Here is a 19,808-nt window from a genome sequence, read left to right on the forward strand (position 1 = left end):
TCTCGCTGACCAGCGACCCGCCCCACAGCAGCCGGAAGTCACGCTGACGCCACAGGGAGACGGGCCTGCTCGACATCAGAGCGGCCCATCGGCGGGGGGGGGGGGGGGGGGGGGGGGCCCCCCCCCCCCCCCCCCCCCCCCCCCCCCCGCCGTCGCCGGGTGGGTGCTTGCTGTTCAGTTCAGTCCGCTCGCTCGCTCCATCCGGCGGGTGGGGCCGGGAGTCCTACAGGCCGTTGGTCAGGCCGCCGACCAGGCCGCCGACGACCGGCAGCTGGCCCACGACCGGCAGGCCGCTGCCGGCCTGGGTGACGTTGCCGAGCACGCCGCCGACCTGCTGCTGCAGCTCCATCAGGGTGCCGCGCACGGTGTCCAGCGTCTGCTGGGCGGACGGCCAGACCTGGCTGCTGAACAGCGACGCCGCCGGGCCCTCCCAGACCGCGGGGTCGGTCAGCGCCAGGCCGTGGGACGTGATCTGCGAGAGCACGTCGCCCAGCGGGCCCTGGATGAGGCTCATCAGCTGGTTGATGTGCAGGTGGGCCTCGGCAGTGACCTTGACAGTGCCGCCATCAGTCATCTTGGTGCTCCATATTCTTTGTCCGCGGCTCCGCAGGACGGGTCCGCCGGTTGGCTATCGGTACGCCTTGGAATCCCTCGGCGGTACGACCAGAACGCTACGGACGTCCGCTCGTCCGGTCGTCTAACGAGCGGTGTAATTCCGCGCTACCACGGTCGTTATAGAAGTCGCCGGGAGTGGCCAGCACGAGTTGCACTCCCTCGATCGTGCCGTCGCAGATGAGGTAGCCCCGGCCGGGAAGCGGCGCCATCCGGTGCTGGCGCGGCAGCGGGGTGCCCAGCAGGTCGTGGTCGTGGTCGTGGTCCGGGACCAGCAGGACTCCGCAGCGCGCCTCGCGGATCCGCTGCGTCCACTGGCCGAACTGCCTGCGGACGCCGTCGTTGCGGCCGGCGACGATGGCGTGCCGGCCGGGCTTGGCGATGAACCGGTCGAGTACTCCCAGGGTGTCAGTGACGGTGTCGGCGTCGTCAACCAGAAGGAGAGCCCGGTCGCCGGCGGACTCCAGGGCGCGTTCGAGTTCTGAGTACTCGGTGCACCCGATGACCGTCGGCGGCAGGTCGCGCAGCGGCGAGCGCCGGGGCGCGAAGGCCACCAGCGCCGGCGGTTCGGCACCGGTGAGGACCATGTGCGCGATCGCGACCAGCGCGCTGCTGCGGCCGGAGCGCGGGGGTCCGGCGATCAGGGCGTGTTCGTGTTCGTGCAGCCTGAGCACGGCCGCGGCCAGGGTGCTGTCGGTGAAGCCGACGGGAATGGACCAGGGCTCGCCGCCGGTGGCCGCGGCCACTCCCGCGCGGCGCATCCGGTCGATCGGGATGACCTCCGGCAGCATCCGCACCTTGTTGGCGGTGCGCGGCGCCCCGGTCCAGCGCTGCGCGACCGCGCCGACGGCGGCCGCGAGGTCGGCGCCGGGGTAGCCGATCTGCACGACCTGGCGTGTGGCCACGACCACCGCGCGGCCCGGCACGGCGGCGGGCACCGCGCGCCGGGGGATGTCGAAGTTCCCGTAGTCGGCGGCGTCGGCCAGGCGCAGCACCAGTTTCTGCCTGCTCAGCGCGCCCCAGGCGCCGGGGATCGCGCCGAGCCGGTCGCCGGTGGCGGCGATGTACAGCCCGACCGCCGGGCCGTCGGCGAAGACCCGCTCCAGGTCGTCCAGCACGCTCATGCCGCCGTAGTCCTTCTCCAGCTCCGAGCGCAGCGACCCGACGTTGTCGATGAGGGCGATCACGCGCGGCGGGGCGGGGGTGTCGGGGTCCTGCGCGGAGCCGCCGGCCTTGCGGGTGTTCAGTTCGGCTCGCAGCATCCTGATCAGGCGGACCTGGCGGGGCCGGTCGCCGGGGCCGATGTAGGCACCGGTGTGCGGCAGGCCCTGCAGCGGCGCGAGGGCGCCGGAGCCGAGGTCCAGGACGTACAGGTGCAGGCGGTCGGGGGCCTCGGTGGAGGCGGCGGACAGCGCGAGCGCCGACAGCGCAGTGGAGGTGCCGGAGTTGACGCCGCCGTATATCAGGATATTGCCGACGCCCGGGTCCCAGCCGACGGTGTACTGCGCCTGCCGGTCCGGGTCGTCCAGCAGCGCGTAGGCCGCCAGGCCCGGGGTGTCGGTCTGCAGACCCTTCACCGCCGGTCCCAGTTCGTGCAGCGGGATCGCGGTGGGCAGCGGGTCCGGCCAGGGCCGCCGGGGCTGGGCGAACCCGGCGGAGTAGCTGGCGTGCTGCGCGGCCTCGACCAGCCGGGCCAGGTCGGTGGGCTGGCCGGCGGCGGCCTGCTGCGGCGCGGCGACGGCTCCGGCCCGCTCCCCCGACGTCAACCTGAAGGGTAGGAGGGACAGCCGGCCTGCGGCGTTGTCCACCGGGGTGACGCCGGTCGACAGCGCGGTCTGGACCGGGAGCACCTCGCCGGCGCTGACGCGGTAGAACCCGCGGCCCCACTGGCGGCTGCCGATGCTCGCGGCCGCGGGCGAGTCGATGACGTCGGCGGAGTCCGCGACGCTCTCCAGCCGCAGCGCCAGCCGGAGTTTGACGTTGTTCTTGATGGCGTCGTTGACCGAGCCGGAGGGCCGCTGGGTCGCCATCACCAGGTGCATGCCCAGGCTGCGGCCCCGCTGGGCGATGCTGACCAGCGCGTCGACGAACTCCGGCAGGGCTTTGACCAGCGTGGCGAACTCGTCGATGACCACCACCAGGCGGGGCATCGGTTCCAGGTCGGGGCGCTGGGCGTCGCGCAGCCGCTGGTAGTCGCGGACGTGGCTCAGGCCCACGCCGCGCAGCGCGTGTTCGCGGTGCCGCAGTTCGGCTTCCAGGCAGCGCAGGGCGCGCTCGCCGAGCTGCTCGTCCAGGTCGGTGACCAGACCGACGACGTGCGGCAGGCGCGCGCACTCGTCCAGGGCGCCGCCGCCCTTGTAGTCGACCAGGGCGAAGGTGAGGTGCTCGGGGTCGGCGCCGACGGCCAGGGCGGCTATCAGGGTCCGCAGGAGCTCGCTCTTGCCGGAACCGGTGGTGCCGGCGAACAGGGCGTGCGGGCCGTCGTCGTCCAGGTCGATCTCGAACTCGCCGTGGTCGGTGACGCCGAGCACGGCACGGGCCCGCAGCGTGCCGACCGCGATGCGCCAGCGGTCGGCCATGGCGGCGTCCAGGGCACCATTCGGCCCGCTGGCCAGGTGCAGCAGCGGCAGCAGGTTGACCCGGTCGGGCAGTCCGGCGCCGGCGGCCCTGACCTCGGGGTCCTCGAACCGGGCCAGGGCCCGGGCCACGGCGCGGGCCCGGTGCCGGGTCATGCCGGACACCAGGACGTCGTCGACGCGCTGGCCGGAGGCAACCCGGTGCAGCCGGCCGAAGCCGTCGGCCGACACCGACAGGACCTCGGTGCACACCGCGGGCAGCCGCCGGGTGAGCACGATCCCGGCGACCGGCCCGGACTGGCCGCCGAGCAGGTCGCGCAGCGCGCAGGGGCGGCCTTCCAGCAGGGTCGCGCCGTCGACGACGAGCAGCAGGGCCGGCATGCCGGTGACGGCGGGGTCGCCGGGGCGTCCGCCGGCATAGCCGCCGGGTCCGGCGTTGGCCTCGGCGAGCTCGGCCAGCAGGCTGCGGGCCAGGGTCTCGCAGTGTTCGGCGCCGACGGCGACGTAGCGCGAGGCGCCCGAGCGCGGGTCCGCGCCGTGCGGCAGCCACTTGGTCCAGTCCCAGTCGGCGATGCGGTCGTCGTCGGCGAAGACCGCCACCGCGACGTCGGCCGGCCCGCTCTCGGCGACGGCCTGGCACAGCAGCGAGCGCGCGGCCGCCAGCGCCGCGCCGCGGTCGCCCTCCAGGCCGAGCACTCCGCCGTCGGCGAGGTTCACCGTGACCGGGACCTGGCTGAGCCAGGAGGCGTCGGCGACGGCGTCGGTGATCGCCGGATCAGGATCCTGATCCGCGCTGCCGGAACGCCTGCCGTAGTCCACCGGCGGGGTCCAGCTCTGGTCGGCCAGGCCGGCCGACAGGCGCAGGAAGTCCGCCGCGCCGTTGCGCCGCTCCCACAGCCGCAGGCCCGGGACCGAGGCCCGGTAAAGGACTTCGGCCGGGTCGGGGTACTCCTCGCGCAGCCGGTCTTCCTCGTCCTCGCGGCGTTCCTGGAGCTCGTCGTGGACCTCGGCCAGCCGGGCGGCGTAGTCGCGCCGGCCCCGGCGGAACCCGACGCGGCCGCGGGTCCGGTCCTCCAGCATGGTGCCGATCATCATGACCGGGCTGAACAGCGCGAACAGCGCGAAGGCGGGGTTCTTCAGGATCGTGACCATGACGGCGGCCAGGATGATCGGCGCGACGATGGAGGTGATCCGCAGCGGCTGCGAGCCGGAGCGCTTGGGCGGCTGCGGCAGCTTCACCGGCCCGGCCTCGGCCGAGGCGGCCAGGCGCGGGGCTCGGTTGAACGGCAGGGTGCCGCCGGAGCCGGCCTCGTAAGCCGGGTTGACGTACTGCACCGGGCCGAGGTCGGCCACCGGCAGCACCCGGAAGGGGACACGGCCGGCCGCCGAGACGATGTCCTGGGGCCCGACCCGCGCGGGGCCGGTGAGCCGCTGCCCGTTCAGGTCGGTGCCGTTGCGCGAGTCGAGGTCGCGGACCCGCACCAGACCGTCCCGGGTGACGTCGATCTCGCAGTGCAGCCGCGACAGGTCCGGGCTGTCGACGCGGATGTCGGCCTGATCACCGCGGCCGAGCTTGTACCGGCCGGGCATCAGCGGCACCGACAGCCCGGCGTCCAGCCCGCCGACGACCCGCAGCACGAAGCCCCGGTCGGACATCGTCCCGGTGTCGGCCTCGGGGGCCACCGTGAGCGAGACCTCCGCGCCCATGACGAGCCCGGATCCGCTCAACGGCGTGGCCGGCGGCGTCAGCCGGCCGTCGATCATCACCGCGCCGCCGTATCCGCCCAGGGCGGTGGCCAGGTCCCCGGCCACCGCGTCCGGGCGGCCGAGCCGCAGCTCCATGTCGCGTTCGACCTCAGCGTCCCGATGGACGAACCTCATCGCCTGCCACCCAGTTTTGTTCTCAACCGCTTACAACGCACGACGCTCAGCAACCATGCTCAGGGCTGAGCAACCGCGCGAAAGTCTAGGGTTCCAGGACCGGTCGGTCCGCCGCGTTACCCACAGGTTGACAATCAAGATCCGCTCTATAACCAGGACGGCAGTGACGCATACCGCACAGGTTTACCCTCGTTCGGCTGAACCACGGCTCCAACTGAGGACAAAGCCCGGATGTGCTCCCTAGTTTGGCTGGATGCTCCGCATGCACGACGCCGCCAAACCCCTGGCGTCGATACCCCCGCTCGTCCTGGATATCGCCCTCGCCGCGGCCGTCACTTGGCTCGCCGTGGCCGCCTCGGTCCGCCCCCACGCCTTACACGGCAGCCGCCACATCGACGCCGTCGCGATCACACTGATCATCGCGATGGGCGCGGCCCTGACCCTGCGGCGCAGGTTCCCGTTAGCGGTCCTGGGCATCAGCGCGGCGCTGATGGCGGGGTTCGAGGCCCACGGCTACCGCATGGGACTGGCCCAGGCCGGACTCCTCCTGGCGATGTTCACGGTGGGCGAGCGGCGCGGACGGCCCTGGGCGCTCCTGGCGGCCGGCATCACCTACGCAGAGCTCTTGTACGACCACTTCCACGACTGGTCCGGCTCCGACACCTGGTTCTACCTCGGCACCGCACTGTGGGTGGCGGCAGTCGCCATCATCGCCGACGGCGCGCGGCGACTGGACGAAAGCCGCGCGCTGCTGGCCGCGTACAAGGAACAAGTGCAGCGCAAGCACCGCGACCGCGAACAGCGGGCAGTGCTGCTGGAGCGCATCCGCATCGCCCGCGAACTGCACGACGTGACGGCACACCACCTGTCGGTCATCGCGGTCCAGGCCGGCGTGGCCCGCTTCGTCATCGACAAGGAACCGGAGACCGCCGACCAGGCCCTCCGCGCCATCTCGGAAGTCGGCAGCGAAGGCCTGGCCGAACTCCGCCGCCTGATCAGCCTCCTGCGCCCCGACGACGACGAAGGCGCCCGCACCCACACCTCCGACCCCCCGGCCCCCGGCGTGGCCCAACTCCCGGTCCTCATCGAGCGCGTCGGCCTGTCCGGCACCCCCTCCCGCTACACGGTCGCCGGCCGCAAGCGCCCACTGCCGGCCGGCATCGAGCTGTGCGTCTACCGCGTGGTGCAGGAGTCACTGACGAACGTGCTGAAACACGCACCGGGCTCCTCGGTCGAGGTCCGCCTGGAGTACGAAACGGACAGCGTCAGAGTCACCATCACCGACACCGGCACCCACCCGGTCCCGGCCCGCAAGATGGGCATCCCGGCAGCGGCCATAACGCAGGCGGCCCGCCACAGCGGCAGCGGCGTCGGCCTCACCGGCATGCGCGAGCGCGCGGCGTTGTACGGCGGCGAGCTGTCAGCGGGACGGAGGGCGGACGGCGGGTTCGAGGTCGCGCTGACGCTGCCGATCGCGGTGGAGTTGGTGGAGTTGGACGAAGGCCAGGCGATCGGAGCGGCCGAGGCGGCCGGCGGCGCCGCTGCGGTTCCGGTCGGTGCGGAGGCGGCGGCTACGGTGGGGGCTTGAGCAGGCCACTACCTGCTACGGCAACAGTCGCCCCGCCTCACCCCGCCTCAAAGCCCACCCGCGCAGCCGCCGTGTCCCAAGCGCCCCGATCCCCCGCCGGCTCGTACCGCACCAAGGGCTGCGTCGCGGCCAGTAGCGCGCGCATCTCCCCGCGGTCCCCTACGACGCCGAGCGCCCGCGCCTGCACCAGCACGTTCCCCAACGCCGCGGCCTCGGCCGGGCCGGCGACCACGGGGAGGCCGCAGGCGTCGGCGGTCAGTTGGCAGAGCAGCGTGTTGTGGACTCCGCCGCCGACCATGTGCACTACGTCGACGGGGTGGTCCGCGAGGCGTTGAGCGTCCTCGATCGCGCGGCGGTGCGCCAGCGCCAGGGAGTCGAGGATGCAGCGCGTGATCTGCGGCGGGGTGTCCGGCACCGGTTGCCCGGTGGTGCGGCACGCCTCGCGGAGGCGATCGGGCATGTGGTCCGGGGCGAGGAATCCGGGGTCGGCCGCGTCGATCACCGAGCGCAGGGCCGGCAGATCGGCGGCGGCTGCCAGCAACGCCGGCAGATCGACGCCCCACTCCCGCACGCATTCCTGCAACAGCCACAGCCCTGTGATGTTGCGCAGGTAGCGGACCGTGCCGTCGATGCCCGCCTCGTTCGTGAAGTTCGCGGCGCGGCCGGCCTCGGTCCGCACCGGCCGGTCGAGCTCCAGGCCGGCCAGCGACCATGTTCCGGTGCTGATGTACGCGAACCGCTCCCCCTTCGCCGCCGGGACCGCGACCACCGCCGATGCCGTGTCGTGCGAAGCCACCGCCGTCACCGGGACCGGCCCGCGCAGACCGGTCGCCGCCAGCACCGCCGGCAGCAGGTCGCCGATCCGCGAGCCGGGCTGCCGCAGCGGCGGGAACAGACCGACGTCCACGCCGAGCCGGCCGGCCAGATCGGCGGCCCAGGTCCGGCTCGACGCGTCGAGGAGTTGCGTGGTGGAGGCGTTGGTGAGCTCCGTGCCGGCGACCCCGGTCAGCCAGTAGCCCATCAGGTCCGGGATCAGCATCGCCTGCCGAGCGGACGCCAGCGCGGCGGATCCGCGCGCCGCGATGAGCTGATACAGCGTGTTGAACGGGGCGTGCTGAAGGCCGGTGACCGCATACAGCGCCTCGGCCGACACCGTTCTCCACACCTGCTCGGCGACACCGTCCGTCCGCCCGTCGCGATAGTGCACAGGGTTTCCGAGCAGGGCGCCGTCGGCGTCCAGCAGACCGTAGTCCACTGCCCAGCTGTCGATCCCGACCGAATCGACCTGGCCGGCGCCGCGCAGACCGTCGACAATGCCCTGATACAACGCCAGCACGTCCCAGTAAAGCGTCCCGCCGACGCGCACCGGCCGGTTCTCGAACCGGTGCGCCTCACGCATCTCCAGCAGATCCGCACCGACCCGCGCCGCCATCACCCGGCCGCTGGACGCGCCCAGATCGACCGCCGCGACGGTGCTCGGGCCCGCGCTCATCGCAGGAAAGCCGCCGCGACCCCGGCATCCACCGGCACCAAAAGCCCGGTGGTATGCGTCAGATCACCACCGACGAGCGCGAACACCGCATTGGCGACGTGCTCCGGCAACACCTCGCGCTTGAGAATGGTGCGCTGCGCATAGAACTCACCGAGCTTCTCCTCCGGAATCCCATACGTCGCCGCACGCTGCGCACCCCACCCCCCGGCGAAGATCCCCGACCCGCGCACCACCCCGTCGGGATTGACCCCGTTCACCCGGATCCCGTGCTCCCCCAACTCGGCCGCCAACAGCCGCACCTGGTGCGCCTGATCAGCCTTCGCCGCGGAGTACGCGATGTTGTTGGGCCCGGCGAACACGGCGTTCTTCGATACGACATAAACAATGTCGCCACCACGCCCCTGCGCCGCCATCACCCGCGCCGCCTCGCGCGAGACCAGGAACGACCCGCGCGCCATGATGTCGTGCTGCCGGTCCCAGTCCGAACTCGTCGTCTCCAGCAGCGGCTTGGAGATGGAGATGCCGGCATTGTTCACCACCAGATCCACGCCGCCGAAGGCCAGCACCGCAGCGTCGAACGCTGTCGCGACCTGTTCCTCCGAGGTCACGTCCGCGGTGACCGCGATCGCCCGGTCGGAGCCGCCCAGTTCCTCGGCGACCGCGGAAGCGTTCTCACCGTCCCGATCAGCGACCACCACACAAGCCCCCTCGGCAACCAGCCGATGCGCGATCGCCTTGCCGATACCCGACCCCGCGCCGGTCACCAGCGCCACCCGCGTGGCCAGCGGCTTGGGCTTCGGCATCCGCGCCAGCTTCGCCTCCTCCAGAGCCCAGTACTCGATCCGGAACTTCTCCGACTCCTCGATCGGCGCATACGTCGACACCGCCTCGGCCCCGCGCATCACGTTGATCGCGTTGACGTAGAACTCCCCAGCGACCCGCGCGGTCTGCTTGTCCCGGCCGTAGGAGAACATCCCGACGCCGGGGACCAGCACGATCGCCGGGTCGGCACCGCGCATCGGTGGCGAATCAGGGGTCGCATACCGCTCGTAGTAGGCGCGGTAGTCCTCGCGGTAGGCGGCGTGCAGCTCGTTCAGCCGCGCGACCGCTTCCTCGACCGGCGCATCCGGCGGCAGGTCCAGCACCAGCGGACGCACCTTCGTCCGCAGGAAGTGGTCCGGGCACGACGTACCGAGCGCGGCCAGGCGCGGATGCTCGGCACGCGACAGGAAGTCCAGCACCGTATCGACATCGGTGAAGTGCCCGACCTGAGGCCGATCCGCCGAGGCCAGGGCACTGACATACGGCGCCAGCGCGGCCGCTCGGGCCCGGCGCTGCGCCTCGGGCAGCGGCTCGAATCCCGCGACCACCGGACCGAAGGGCTCAGCCTTCCCGCGCTCGGCCAGAAAAGCCTCGGCGGTCCGGATGATCCGCAGCGAGTTCGCCTCGCACTCCTGCGATGTGGCGCCCCAAGCCGTGATCCCATGCCCGCCGAGGACGCACCCGATCGCCCGCGGACTGGCCGCCTTGATCGCCGCGATGTCCAGCCCGAGCTGGAATCCGGGACGCCGCCACGGAACCCACACCACATCCCCGCCGAAGCACTGGGCCGTCAGCTTCTCCCCGTCGGCGGCGCACGCCAGCGCGATCCCCGAATCAGGGTGCAGATGATCCACCTGCGGCGCGTCGACGAGACCGTGCATGGCGGTGTCGATCGACGGCGCGGCCCCGCCCCTGCCGTGCAGGCAGAAGTCGAACGCGGCGACCATCTCGTCCTCGTGCTCGGCACCGGGGTAGACGTCGGCCAGGGCCCGCAGCCGGTCCAGCCGCAACACCGCCAGCCCGGTCGGCGTCAGCGTCCCCAGGTCGCCGCCGGAGCCCTTGACCCACAGCAGCTCGACGTCCCCGCCGCTGACCGGATCGGTCATGCTCCCCTTCGCCGAGGTGTTGCCGCCGGCGTAGTTCGTGTTCCGGGGATCGGCACCCAGCCGGTTCGACCGGGCCACCAAGGAGTCCACCACGTCGTTCATCAAGCTCCCCATCCCGCCGGCACCCCGCCGACCCGCTCGGCGACGATCTTCTCGGCGTACCCGGTCGCCCGATAGGCGGCCATCGGATCCGGCCCCAGCCCCATCTCCTCACGGACCTCCGCCAGCATCGGACGCACATCGGTGTTGTAGGCGTCCATCAACACCGCGTGCGCGCCGAGCACGTCCCCGGCCGCCTGCGCCGCCCGCAGCGCGGGCAGGTCCACCGACAGCGCCTTGGCCGTGGCCTCCTGCACGTTCATCACCGACCGGATCATCGCCGGGATCTTGGCCTCGATGTTGTGGCACTGGTCCAGCATGAACGCCACGCCGCCGGCCTTGTCGAACCCGCCGTTCCTCGCCACCTCGTGCAGGATCCGGAACAGCTGGAACGGATCGGCGGCGCCGACCATCAGGTCGTCATCGGCGTAGAAGCGGGAGTTGAAGTCGAACGCACCGAGCCTCCGCTCGCGCAGCAGGAAAGCGACGATGAACTCGATGTTCGTCCCCGGCGCGTGGTGCCCGGTGTCCACGACCACCTTCGCCTTGGGCCCCAGTTTCAGACAGTGCGCGTACGACGTCCCCCAGTCCGGGACATCCGTCGTATAGAAGGACGGCTCGAAAAGCTTGTACTCCAACACCATCCGCTGGTTCTCGCCCAGGCGCGCGTAGACCTCCGACAGCCCCTCGAACAGCCGGTCCTGCCGGGCCACGATGTCGTCCTGGCCCGGGTAGTTGGTGCCGTCGGCGAACCACAGCTTCAGGCTGTCCGACCCGGTCGCGTCCATGATGTCGACGCACTCCAGCAGATGCCGGACCGCCTTGCGCCGTATCGCAGGGTCCGGATGCGCCACCGAACCCAGCTTGTAGTCGTCGTCCTGGAAGGTGTTGGAGTTGATCATTCCGATCCGCACGCCCTGCTCGGCGGCGTGCGCGGCCAGCGCGCCGTAGTCCTCGACCTTGTCCCAGGGGATGTGCAGGGACACCAGCGGCGCGACGCCGGTGGCCGCGTGGACCTGCGCGGCGTCGGCCAGCTTCTCGAACGGATCCCGCGGCACCCCGGGCTGGGCGAACACCTTGAACCGGGTGCCGGAGTTGGCGTAGCCCCACGACGGGGTCTCGATCTCCTGCGCCTTCAGAGCGGCCCTCACGGCCGGCAGGTCGGGCATGCCTCCCCCTCGCGGGTCGGTGGTGGATCTGCTCGGTGGTGGATCTGCGCGGTGGCGGATCTGCTCGGCGGTGAATCGACCGATTGAATCGATTCAATACCCCGATGGTGCCGACCATAGGCGGCGCCCCGGACGCCGTCAAGAGGCGATCGCCGGGCCGTTGACATGATCTTGAACAAACCCCCAGGTCGGCCTGGTGACCGGCCCGGGCTGTAAGGTGACCCCCGAACGGTGAAACCATTCAGTCCCAACCATCAGGCGGACCCAGGTGACCAGGAAGACAGTCGGGATCTCGGACGTCGCGCGCGAGGCCGGCGTGTCGGTCGGCACGGTCTCGAACAGCTTCAACCGCCCGGACTCGGTGGCGCCGGAGACCCGGGCGCGGATCCTGGCGGTGGTGGAACGGCTGGGTTATGTGCGCAGCGAATCGGCGCGCCAGCTGCGGACCGGGACCAGCCGGATCGTCGCCCTGCTGGTGCTGGACCTGGCGAACCCGTTCTTCGTGGAGGTCGCGAACGGCGCCGAGCGCGCCGCCCGCGCCGAGGGCCTGGGCGTGATGGTGTGTACGAGCGCGCAGTCGCCGTCGGAGGAGGCGGACTACATCGGGCTGTTCACCGAGCAGCAGGTGCGCGGGGTCCTGGTGATCCCGGCCGATCCGACCGGACGCTCGCTGGAACCCCTGCGCCGCCACGGGATCCCCTACGTCGTGGTGGACCGGCTGGTCGAGGACGCCGAGGTGTGCTCGGTGTCGGTGGACGACGTGGCCGGCGGCCGGCTGGCCGTGGAGCACCTGCTGGCCCAGGGCCACCGCCGCGTCGCCTACATCAGCGGTCCGGCGCACCTGCAGCAGATCCGCGACCGCCGCACCGGCGCCCTGGACGCGATCGCCGCCGCCGGCCTGCCGCCGCAGACCCTGCACGAACTCCCGACCGCGCACATGACCATCGCCGCCGGCCGCGACGCCGCGGCCCGCCTGCTGGGCCTGGCCGACCGCCCGACCGCGGTGTTCTGCGCGAACGACCTGCTGGCGCTGGGCCTGGAGCAGGCCCTGTACGCGGCCGGCGTCAAGGTGCCGGAGGAGGTGGCGATAGTCGGCTACGACGACATCGAGTTCGCCTCGGCGGTCGCGGTGCCGCTCACCTCGGTGCGGCAGCCGGCCGCGGAGATGGGCCGGCTGGCGGCGCAGATGCTGCTGGCCGAGGCGTCCGGCGGCGGCGAGGGCTCGCACGAGCACCGATCGGTCGTCCTGCAGCCGGAACTGGTGGTGCGGACCTCGAGTCTGCACCGCGTCGGCTAGACGTATCAGTGGACGAAGTCACTGCCTGAATTTCTTACAGAATAAAAGTCCAGACTCAGGGTACTCACAACCACCCCTTCGCCACCGCACCGGTGGCAGGATGGCGGCTTGGGGGGTGCCAGAGGCATTGGCTGAAGCAGGTATAGCAAGCGTCTCCAGCGGGGTCGAGGCTGACGAGGCCAGGTCGGCCTCGTTGCGCACACCGGCCGTCCTCGCGGCGGCCACGACCGTCGTCTACACCGCGTTCGCGCTCCGCCGCCATCTCCTGTTCCGCACCTACGCCTACGACTTGGGCATATTCGGCCAGGGTGTGCGCTCCTACGCCTCGGGCCACCTTCCAGCTTCGACGATCCGCTCCGACAGCGCCCCGCCAGGGCCCTGGGGCCACGGATTCCCGTTGCTGGGCGACCACTTCTCGCCGATCGTCGGCGTCCTGGGCCCGGTGTACCGGCTGTGGCCGCACATCGAGTTGCTGCTGATCGCGCAGTCCCTGCTGGTGGGCTGCTCGGTGTTCATCGTCGCGCGCCGTGCCGCGCCGCACTGGTGGATCGCCGGCGCCTACGCGATGAGCTGGGGCTTGCAGGGGCTCGTCGGTTTCGACTTCCACGAGGCGGCGTTCGCGGTCCCGCTGATCGCGATGGCCCTGGACGCGTACCTGGCGCAGCGCTGGGTCGCCTGCGCGTGGTGGGCGGCGAGCCTGCTGCTGGTCAAGGAGGACGCCGGGCTCACACTGGCCGCGTTCGGGCTGCTGCTGTGGCGGCGTGATCGCCGGATCGGCGGTGTGTTGTGCGTGGCGGGCCCCGCCGCCACGGCGTTGCTGGTGCTGGTGGTCATCCCGCATTTCAACCCGCAGCACGTCTACCCGTATCTGCAGAGCACCGGCCGCCAGTCGTCGGCGGGCTCCGCGCTTTCCCAGCCCTGGCTGATACCGGTCCACCTGGTCTGGCCGGCGACGAAGCTGCGGACGCTGGCGATGCTGCTGGTCCCGACGGCGCTGCTCGCGCTTCGCAGCCCCCTGATCCTGGTCGGCGTCCCGACCCTGGTGCTGCGGTTCACCTCGGCGGACCACATGTACTGGGGCACCGACTACCACTACTCGGCGATCCTGATGCCGATCGTGTTCTTCGCCCTGATCGACGCCTGGCGCAGGCGGCCCGATCCGCGGCCGGCCGCGGTGGCCCGATGGGTTCCGGCGGTCGTGACCGTGGTGGCGATCGGCCTGGTTCCGCTGTCACCGCTGCGCAGCGTGTTCGATCCGGCCTTCTGGCACGACGGACCCCGCACGGCGTCCGCACGCCAGGCGGTGGCGTTGGTCCCCGACGGGGCGCGGGTCGCGGCCAGCAACGCGCTGGCGCCGCATCTCACCGACTCGGCCCAGGTGTATCTGGCCACTGACACCGTCTTCGCGCACGCGCGGATCGACTGGGTGGTGCTGGACACCGACGCCGACGACTGGCTCTCGCACTCTGCGACCATCATCGGACAGGCGCAGAGTGCGGGATTCCGCCAGGTGTTCAGCGCTTCGGGCTACGTCGTGCTGCGGCGCTGAACCGGCCGCGATCCGGTGAGCCACCCTGCGGGCCGGCCGGTCACGCCACGTCCGTGCCCAGCGGCTCGCCGGTCTCCAGCAGCGTCTTCAGGCTCGCGATCACGCTCGGCCAGCCGTGGCTGACCATCTCGGCGAACTTCGATCCGGGCTCGAAGCCGTCGTGCACGACGGTGAGCTTCACGATCTGCGCCTCCTCCTCCTCGATGGTGAAGGTGACCTTCGAGCGGGCCTCGCCGGACAGCTTGGCCAGCGTCTCCTCGTCCCAGTCGAAACGCTTGGCGAGCTCCGGGGTGACGGAGTGCCAGGTGTAGGAGAGCGTGCTGTACGGGTCGGACTCCAGCACGACCTGCTCCGGGTCGGCGATCACCACACCGTGGTTGTCCCAGGTCATCGGCGAACCGGCGGCCCAGTCGGTGGTGAACTCGGTCTCCCAGTACCGGCGGGTGAAGGCGGGCTCGGTCAGCGCCTGCCACAGCTTCTTCGGGGTGGTGCGGATGTAGGTGGTGTAGACGAAGGTCGGGGCTTCGGTCGCGGTGTCCATCGCGGTGTCCTCCAAGGCGAGTTTCAGGTCCGCCAGGGCCTGGACCCTGGCGCGGTCGAACTGGTTGATCCAGCGGTGGGCGATCTCGTGCACGGGCGCGGCATTGAGGTAGTGCAGCTTCTCGCGGCCCTGCCGCACGGTGGTGACCAGACCGGCCTCCTCCAACACGGCGAGGTGCTTGCTGACGGACTGCCTGGCCATGTCCAGGCCGGCGCACAGCTCGCGCAGCGTCTGCCCGTTGCGGGCGTTGAGCGAGTCGAGCAGCGCGCGCCGGCTCGGATCGGCCAGGGCCTTGAACACCTCGTCCATGCCCGCCGCCCTTTCCGGGTCCCGGGGCCGGGACCGCTTCAATATGCAGCCTTTCGGCTGCCTTTAATTTAGGCAGCCGCTTGGCTGCCTGTCAAGGCGGCATGGACACACTGGCCGTCCCCGACGTTTAGCCGAGCCGCCCTCGAAACGCCTCGTAGCTGGCAGCAGCGCCGACCTCGGCGACCGACAGACTCGCCGCCGCCACCGCGCGCTCGACCGCCGCGCGCAGCTCGAAGCCCTGCGCGAGCGCGGCGGCGAGCACGCCGACCAGGGCGTCGCCGGCGCCGGTGGTATCGCGGACCCGTTCGGGGTGCGGCGCGGGAACGTGGTCGACCGCCTCGGCGGTGATGAGCACGGCGCCAGCCGCGCCGAGGGTGACCAGCACCGATCGCGCCAGCTCACGCAGCCGCGGCGCCGCGTCAGCGACGTCCTGCACCGTGCCGAGCCCGGCCCCGATGAGCTGACCGGCCTCGATCTCGTTGACCACCAACGGATCGGCCCCGGCCAGGCCCGCGCCGAGGTCCTGGACCGGGGCGAGGTTCACCACCGCGCGCACCCCGAGTTCGGCGGCCAGGCGCAGCGCCGCCCGGTTCACGCTCGGCGCCACCTCGCCCTGCAGCACCATCACGGCGGCGGAGCGCAGCACGTCGCGACTCAGGATCCTGTCGTCCAGGGCCTGATTGGCGCCGCCGATCACGATGATCTCGTTCTCCCCGGCCTCGCTCAGTAGCACCAGCGCCCGTCCGCTGGCGGTGCCGTCGAGCGTGGCGACCATCGAGGTGTCGACGCCGTACCCCGTCAGCTGTGCGAGCGCCGCCGCACCGCGCTCGTCCGCGCCGACCGCTCCGACGAACGCCACCTCGCCGCCGGCGACCGCGGCGGCCACCGCCTGGTTCGCGCCCTTCCCGCCGAGGCCGGTCGCCCGCTCCCGCCCGTGCACCGTCTCCCCCGGCGCCGGCAGCTCGGCCACCCCCACGACCTCGTCGACGTTGATGCTGCCGATCACGACCACGCGCCGCGACGCCGTCCGCTCCATGCGGCAATCATTCCACTGACTTATGAATGATCCCGGAACATTCATTGGACTCATCGATGTGGTCCGGCTTCGATGAGAGTCTTGAAGATCCGAGTCGCGACTGTCCAGTTCGAACCCCTTCCCGCCGACAAGGACCACAACCTCGCGCGCGTCGAGTACTTCGCCCGCGCCGCCGCCGAGGACGGCGCCCAGCTCGTCGCACTGCCGGAGCTGTGCCTGGTCGGCAATCGCCACCTCACCAGACGATCGCCCGAGGAACTGCGCGCCATCGCAGAGCCCGAGGACGGCCCGTCGATCACCAGAGTCAGGGAACTGGCACGGCGGCTCGGGACCGGCATCGCGGTGGGGCTGCTCACCGAGCGCGGGGGCCGGCTGTTCAACGCCTACGCGGTGTGTCTCCCGGACGGAGCCGTCCACATCCATCGCAAGCTGCACACCGCCGGCTACAACGGAATCGATGAAGGAGACGGCTTCACTGTCTTCGACACCCCGTGGGGCGTCCGCCTCGGCGTCCTGATCTGCTTCGACAACAACATCGTGGAGAACGTGCGGGCGACGGCGGTCCTCGGCGCGCAGATCCTGCTGGCGCCGCACCAGACCGGAGGGACTCACACGATGGTCCCGTTCGGCGAGAGCCCGCTCCCGCTCTCGCTGTGGGAGAACCGCGACACGGACCCCGATGCGGTCCGCGCGGCGTTCGCCGGGCCGACCGGACGCGAGTGGCTCCGGCTGCACCTGCCGGCCAGGGCCCACGACAACGGCATGTTCATCGTGTTCAGCAACGGCGTCGGCCGCGACGACGACGAGGTCCGCACCGGCCACGCGATGGTCGTCGACCCGTGCGGGCGGATCGTCGCCGAGAGCCGGGCGATCGAGGACGCCATGGTGAGCGCCGACCTCGACCTGGATCTGGTCGACGGCTCGGTCGGACGGTGGTGGATGCGGGCGCGGCGGCCGGAGCTCTACCGGGAGCCGGCCGCCGCGCGATCCGCTTCCTAGCCAATGGTGACCACCCCTGCGGACGCCGCGGGTCCGACGCCGGCGGCGTTGCGGGCCGCCACCGTGACGGCGTAGGCGTCGCCGTGCACCAGACCGCCGACGACCGCGAACGTGTCGCGGCCGTTGGTCGCCCAGACCTCCGTCTTGCCGGTCTCGGTGACGGTGGTGACCGTTCCGGTCTTCTGGTCCGTCAGCGTCACGTCGTACGACAGGGTCGGAGTAGTGCCCTTCGCCACGACCGCCGGGTTCCAGTGCACACTCACGTCACCGACGCCCGCGTCCGCCGAAGCCGAGGCCGGTGCGGCCGGAAGCGCGGTCGTCGGGGCCGGCGTCACCGCGCCGGTCGGCAACGACGGGGAGCTGTGCGGGTCGGCCGCGCGGGGCCCGGTATCCGCTGTGACAGTGAACGTATACGGCGTTCCGTCCGCCAGTCCGGGCACCAACACGTAGAACGTCTTCAGATACGCCGAAGCGTCGACCCTCACCTGCTCCCCACCCGGCGACGCCGTCACCGTGTACGCCGTGACCGGCCGCCCCTGGTCGAAGAACGTCGGCGTGAACGACACGTACGCCGCACCCTCCCCCGCGAACGCCGCCGCCTGCTGCGGAGCGTCCGGGATGGCGCCGCGGGTGCGTCCCGGGTCCACGGCCGGCAGCCCGCGGAAGCGCGGCTCCAGGCCGGCCGCGTCCACGATCGCGCGCGGCGCGTCCTGCGGACCGGTGATGATCGTGTTGGCCGCGACCACCACGCCGCGGGCGTCGGAGTCAGGGTCGCCCTGCTGCCAGTAGTTGTGCTCGATGTCCAGCGGGTCGTCGGTCTTCCCGTCGGCCGGCGGCACATAGTCGGCGTGCCGCGCGCCCCAGTCGTTCTGGTTGCCGTACTCGACGTTCGAGGTGATGGTCAGGAACGTCGAGCCGTTGTCGCAGTAGATCGCGTGTCCGTGGTCGAGGATGTCGTGGATGACGTTCCCGCTGATCTGCTCCCCGTCGCCCAGCGAGGACCCGGTGATGCCCTGCGTGTAGATGGCTCCGCCGTCGGCGAGGTACTGCATCGCGTCGTAGATGAGGTTGTCGGAGACCACGTTGCCGTGGCTGGAGTTGGCGATCGCCGGCGCCTTGATCTTGTCCGGCCAGCCTCCCCAGCCGAGCGAGATCGCGGTGTAAGGGGTGTGGTCGATTTGGTTGTGCGAGATCAGTGAGTTCTCGGCGTAGCCCACGTCGATCCCGACGCCGCTGCGGTACTCCGCCGACGTGGAGTAGATGTGGTTGTCGGTGATCTGGTTCCCGACGGTGTGATCGCCCGCGACCGCCGGCAGCGGATCGTCCACGCCGCCGAGTTCCAGGCCGTTGCCGGAGATGTCAGTGAACACCGAACCGGTCACCGCGTCGCCCTGCGACCCGTCGCCGAGGTCCAGGCCGGCCGCTCCGAGGTGGGCGAAGACGTCGCCGGTGAACGAGATCCGCTGATCGTGGTCGAACGAGATGTTGCCCGGCTCCTTGGTCCAGTTCCCGAACGGGCAGGTCCCGCCGGCGATGAACTGGCACAGGCCCTGCGTCGCGTATCCGTCGGCGCCGGTGATCGTGTAGCCGGCCTGGATCTCCGAGAAGCCCTCGGCCGAACTCGGCTGGTCCCACGTCCCGTAGGAGAACCGCAATCCGGAGAACGCGATGTCGTGGACCGGCGCGTCAGCCGTGCCGGTGCCGCTGACCAGCGTCTGCGCAGTGGACAGCTCGACGTCGGCACGGTCGGGACGCTCGCCGGGCAGCGGGACGTAGTCCACGCGTCCGGCCTTGGCGTCGTAGTAGAACTGGCCCGGCTGCCGCAAGAGCTCCCGCGCGTTCTCCACCGAGGCCGGGAGCTCGTGGTTGCCGACCGAGGCCGGGCCGACGAGGTTCACGGTCCGCCCGGAGCTATCCGTGCGCATCACGCGCTGCGTGGAGTTGATCCAGCAGGGCTCTGCCATGGTGATGGTCGTGCCGGAGATCGAGGCGATCGGGCACCTGGGCTCGGTCCAAGCGCCGAGGCCGCCGGTGTGCAGCGACCAGTAGCCGTCGCCGCCGCTGTAGACGAACTCGATGGCGGTCGGATTCCCCCACGACGCCATCAGATCCGAGGACGCGGTGTAGCCGGCGGGCGTCGCGGTCAGGGTCACCGGCACGGCTCCGGACGCGCGTTGCGCACGGCGCCCGTCGATGTACATCTCGCGCGACGGCAGCCCAGCCGGCGCCGGGGCCGACCAGATCCGCGCGCCGGCCGGCGTCGTCTGCCCCGACGGCCGGAACCCCTCGACGCGCGTGCCGCCGCTGATCACCGGATGCGCGCCGGGGGCGGCGGTCCAGGTCACGGTGTGGCCGTTCGTCCCGGAGTCCCGGGCGTCCAGGGCCAGCGGCTGCGTCATCGGGTAGGTGCCGTCGGCGAGTTCGACGCGGATGTCGCCGGCCATCGCGGAGTTCAGTGATCGGACGATCTGCTGCGCGCGTTGCAGGGAGTGCACGGCGCGGCCGGGGTTCGTGCCACTGTCGTGGTCGTCGCCCCACGGGGAGACGAAGACCGTGGTGACGGTGCGGTGATCGGGACTGCTGCCGGTCGAGGCCGCGGCCGTGGTGCCGGCGGCGAGTGCCGCGGCCGCGGCGAGAGCTGTCACGAGGCGTCTGGGTTGTCGTCGAACCCTGATCATGGGGGCCCTTCCGTTAACATCCTTTACTCGTCAGGGGTCACCCTGATGATTCCT

12 protein-coding genes are annotated in these 19,808 nt (G+C 71.5%); 4 read left to right on the top strand and 8 right to left on the bottom strand.

Annotated features, from left to right (window positions below; all coding sequences use genetic code 11):
• Positions 1 to 223 precede the first annotated feature (223 nt).
• On the bottom strand, positions 224 to 574 hold the full coding sequence (locus tag ABH926_RS36975; protein WP_370370616.1) for a hypothetical protein: 351 nt from the start codon (positions 572 to 574) through the stop codon (positions 224 to 226).
• A 97-nt stretch (positions 575 to 671) separates the two neighbouring features.
• Complete coding sequence (locus ABH926_RS36980) at positions 672 to 5,069, bottom strand: FtsK/SpoIIIE domain-containing protein (RefSeq protein WP_370370617.1); 4,398 nt, start codon at positions 5,067 to 5,069, stop codon at positions 672 to 674.
• A 253-nt stretch (positions 5,070 to 5,322) separates the two neighbouring features.
• On the opposite strand from ABH926_RS36980, the gene ABH926_RS36985 reads away from it, so the two are divergent.
• Positions 5,323 to 6,657 (top strand): sensor histidine kinase, encoded by a 1,335-nt coding sequence (locus tag ABH926_RS36985; protein ID WP_370370618.1) that lies wholly within the window; start codon positions 5,323 to 5,325, stop codon positions 6,655 to 6,657.
• A gap of 37 nt (positions 6,658 to 6,694) precedes the next feature.
• Here the strand turns inward: ABH926_RS36985 and ABH926_RS36990 are convergent, their stop codons facing one another.
• The 3 genes from ABH926_RS36990 to rhaI are packed head-to-tail and all read right to left on the bottom strand — an operon-like array spanning position 6,695 to position 11,345.
• Positions 6,695 to 8,149, bottom strand: a complete 1,455-nt coding sequence (locus ABH926_RS36990) for a rhamnulokinase family protein (RefSeq protein ID WP_370370619.1) — start codon at positions 8,147 to 8,149, stop codon at positions 6,695 to 6,697.
• On the bottom strand, positions 8,146 to 10,179 hold the full coding sequence (locus ABH926_RS36995; RefSeq protein ID WP_370370620.1) for a bifunctional aldolase/short-chain dehydrogenase: 2,034 nt from the start codon (positions 10,177 to 10,179) through the stop codon (positions 8,146 to 8,148). The genes ABH926_RS36990 and ABH926_RS36995 overlap by 4 nt, the downstream gene beginning before the upstream one ends.
• A complete protein-coding gene (rhaI, locus tag ABH926_RS37000; protein ID WP_370370621.1) occupies positions 10,179 to 11,345 on the bottom strand; it encodes an L-rhamnose isomerase in 1,167 nt (388 codons plus the stop codon). The genes ABH926_RS36995 and rhaI overlap by 1 nt, the downstream gene beginning before the upstream one ends.
• Before the next feature lie 268 nt (positions 11,346 to 11,613).
• Here rhaI and ABH926_RS37005 point away from each other — a divergent pair, with 268 nt between their 5' ends.
• On the top strand, positions 11,614 to 12,642 hold the full coding sequence (locus ABH926_RS37005) for a LacI family DNA-binding transcriptional regulator (protein ID WP_370370622.1): 1,029 nt from the start codon (positions 11,614 to 11,616) through the stop codon (positions 12,640 to 12,642).
• A 193-nt stretch (positions 12,643 to 12,835) separates the two neighbouring features.
• A complete protein-coding gene (locus ABH926_RS37010; RefSeq protein ID WP_370370623.1) occupies positions 12,836 to 14,191 on the top strand; it encodes a DUF2079 domain-containing protein in 1,356 nt (451 codons plus the stop codon).
• A 40-nt stretch (positions 14,192 to 14,231) separates the two neighbouring features.
• On the opposite strand, the gene ABH926_RS37015 is transcribed toward ABH926_RS37010, so the two are convergent.
• On the bottom strand, positions 14,232 to 15,041 hold the full coding sequence (locus ABH926_RS37015; RefSeq protein WP_370370624.1) for an ArsR/SmtB family transcription factor: 810 nt from the start codon (positions 15,039 to 15,041) through the stop codon (positions 14,232 to 14,234).
• Positions 15,042 to 15,168: 127 nt separating this feature from the next.
• Positions 15,169 to 16,077 carry a PfkB family carbohydrate kinase gene (locus ABH926_RS37020; RefSeq protein WP_370370625.1) on the bottom strand — a complete coding sequence of 303 codons (909 nt, stop codon included), beginning with the start codon at positions 16,075 to 16,077 and terminating at the stop codon, positions 15,169 to 15,171.
• An 81-nt stretch (positions 16,078 to 16,158) separates the two neighbouring features.
• On the opposite strand from ABH926_RS37020, the gene ABH926_RS37025 reads away from it, so the two are divergent.
• Positions 16,159 to 17,076, top strand: a complete 918-nt coding sequence (locus ABH926_RS37025) for a nitrilase-related carbon-nitrogen hydrolase (protein ID WP_370370626.1) — start codon at positions 16,159 to 16,161, stop codon at positions 17,074 to 17,076.
• Here ABH926_RS37025 and ABH926_RS37030 read toward each other — a convergent pair.
• Positions 17,073 to 19,721: a right-handed parallel beta-helix repeat-containing protein gene (locus tag ABH926_RS37030; RefSeq protein WP_370370627.1), complete on the bottom strand. Its 2,649-nt coding sequence runs from the start codon at positions 19,719 to 19,721 to the stop codon at positions 17,073 to 17,075. The two genes, ABH926_RS37025 and ABH926_RS37030, sit on opposite strands and share 4 nt — an antisense overlap.
• Positions 19,722 to 19,808 lie beyond the last annotated feature (87 nt).

It is taken from the genome of Catenulispora sp. GP43 (genome assembly GCF_041260665.1).
In the GTDB taxonomy this organism is placed as follows: domain Bacteria; phylum Actinomycetota; class Actinomycetes; order Streptomycetales; family Catenulisporaceae; genus Catenulispora.